Origin of the sequence: Rhizobium sp. FY34, from assembly GCF_005222845.1 — a bacterium.
Lineage (GTDB): Bacteria > Pseudomonadota > Alphaproteobacteria > Rhizobiales > Rhizobiaceae > Neorhizobium.
This window is the reverse complement of the sequence record NZ_STFZ01000028.1, coordinates 1-2,011: the sequence shown is the minus strand read 5'-3', so window position 1 is coordinate 2,011 and position 2,011 is coordinate 1. Positions and strand designations below refer to the sequence as shown.

The following is a 2,011-nucleotide window of genomic DNA, read 5'->3' as shown; positions in this document are numbered from 1 at the left end:
TATGTGCCGCTCTACTATGCACCCGGCGAAGCCTACCAGTTCGACTGGAGCCACGAGATCGTGCTGATCAACGGCACGACGACGACCGTGAAGGTTGCCCATGTCCGGCTCTGCCACAGCCGCATGATGTTTGCCCGCGCCTATATGCGCGAGAGCCAGGAGATGGTGTTCGACGCCCACGACAAGGCGTTTGCCTTCTTCCGTGGCACCTGCACGCGCGGCATCTACGATAACATGAAGACGGCGGTGGAGGCGGTGTTCGTGGGCAAGGAGCGGCTATACAATCGCCGCTTCCTGCAGATGTGCAGCCATTATCTGGTGCAGCCTGTCGCCTGCACGCCAGCCTCCGGTTGGGAGAAGGGTCAGGTCGAGAACCAGGTGGGACTGGTGCGCGAACGCTTCTTCACACCGCGCCTGAGGGTCAAGAGCCTTGAGGAATTGAACGTCTGGCTGCTCGACAAATGCGTCGCCTATGCCAAGGCGCACAACCATCCGGAACAGGCCGACCAGACGATCTGGCAGATGTTCGAAGCCGAACGCAGCAGCCTCGTTCCCTATGTCGGTCCGTTCGACGGCTTTCACTGCGTTCCGGCCTCGGTCTCGAAGACCTGCACGGTCCGTTTCGACAATAACAAATACTCGGTCCTCTCAACGGCTGTCGGCCGCCCGGTCGAAGTCCACGCTTATGCCGACCGGGTTGTGGTCAAGCAGGATGGGACGGTCATCGCCGAACATCGGCGCAGCTTCGGACGCGGCGAGACGGTCTATGATCCCTGGCATTATGTGCCTGTCCTGGCGCGCAAACCCGGCGCTCTTCGCAATGGCGCCCCGTTCCGCGACTGGGTAATGCCGGCGGCGATGGAGAAGGTCCGCAAGCGATTGAAGACAGTCGATGACGGCGATCGGCAAATGGTCACCATTCTCAGCTGCGTGCCGGGCGACGGGATCACGGCCGTGGAGGCCGCCTGCCAGGAGGCGCTTGATCAGGGTGTCTGCTCGGCTGCCGTCATCCTCAACATCCTGGCGCGTCGTCGCGATCCGGCTCCGGCTGCGCCGCTACAAATCCCCGATGCACTGCGGCTCACTCATGAGCCGGTCGCCGATTGTGCACGCTATGACAGCCTCAGGAGGGCAAGCTGATGGAACGCACACAGGTTCTGGAATTGATGAGCACCTTGAAGCTCTACGGCATGCGCAGCGCCTATGACGAGGTCATGGGCAACGGCATCAAGCGCCAGCATGAGCCGCCGCGTATCGTTGGCGATCTTCTGCAGTCCGAGATCGCCGAGAAGCAGGCCCGCTCCATCCGCTACCAGCTCAGCATCGCCAAGCTGCCACTCGCCAAGGATATCGACGACTTCGACTTCACCAACACGCCCGTCAATGAAGGCCTTGTCCGCGACCTGGCCACCGGAGCCTTTATTGCCGATCAGCGCAATGTTGTTCTCGTCGGCGGCACGGGCACCGGCAAGAGCCACCTGGCCATCGCGATCGCCCGCGCTCTCATCCGCAACGGCACACGCGGGCGCTTCTACAATGTCGTCGATCTGGTCAATCGGCTTGAGACGGAGACGCGCAGCGGCAAGCAAGGCCGGACGGCGGATTATCTCAACCGCCTGGACTTCATCATCCTCGACGAACTCGGATACCTGCCATTCGCCCAGGCCGGCGGCCAGCTTCTATTCCATCTGATCAGCAGGCTTTACGAGCGCACTTCGATCATCGTCACCACCAATCTCGCGTTCGACGAATGGCCAACCGTCTTCGGCGACGCCAAGATGACCACCGCGCTGCTCGACAGGCTCACCCATCACTGCGAGATCGTCGAAACTGGCAACGAGTCCTGGCGCTTCAAAAACCGCTCTCAAAGCTAAAGCCGAAGAGCCCCATCACCCGCACCTGGTTCGCCCTCTGCAACCCCGGCCAGCGCCGGGCGATCCAGGTGCTGATCGTCAACATGGGGGGCAACATTGGACGCCGATATGGGGTCAACTTTCCGCGCCGATTGACA

1 protein-coding gene and 1 pseudogene are annotated in these 2,011 nt (G+C 61.6%); both read left to right on the top strand.

Annotated features, from left to right (window positions below):
- Positions 1–1,207: pseudogene (gene istA / locus E8M77_RS18540) on the top strand (IS21 family transposase); the annotation flags it as partial.
- Positions 1,140–1,874: an IS21-like element helper ATPase IstB gene (istB, locus tag E8M77_RS18535; protein WP_137132118.1), complete on the top strand. Its 735-nt coding sequence runs from the start codon at positions 1,140–1,142 to the stop codon at positions 1,872–1,874. The pseudogene istA and the gene istB, both read left to right, overlap by 68 nt.
- Positions 1,875–2,011: the final 137 nt, after the last annotated feature.

Excerpts from the sequence above, each read along its gene's own strand:
- istB (WP_137132118.1), top strand. The coding sequence starts at position 1,140 with ATGGAACGCACACAGGTTCTGGAATTGATGAGCACCTTGAAGCTCTAC.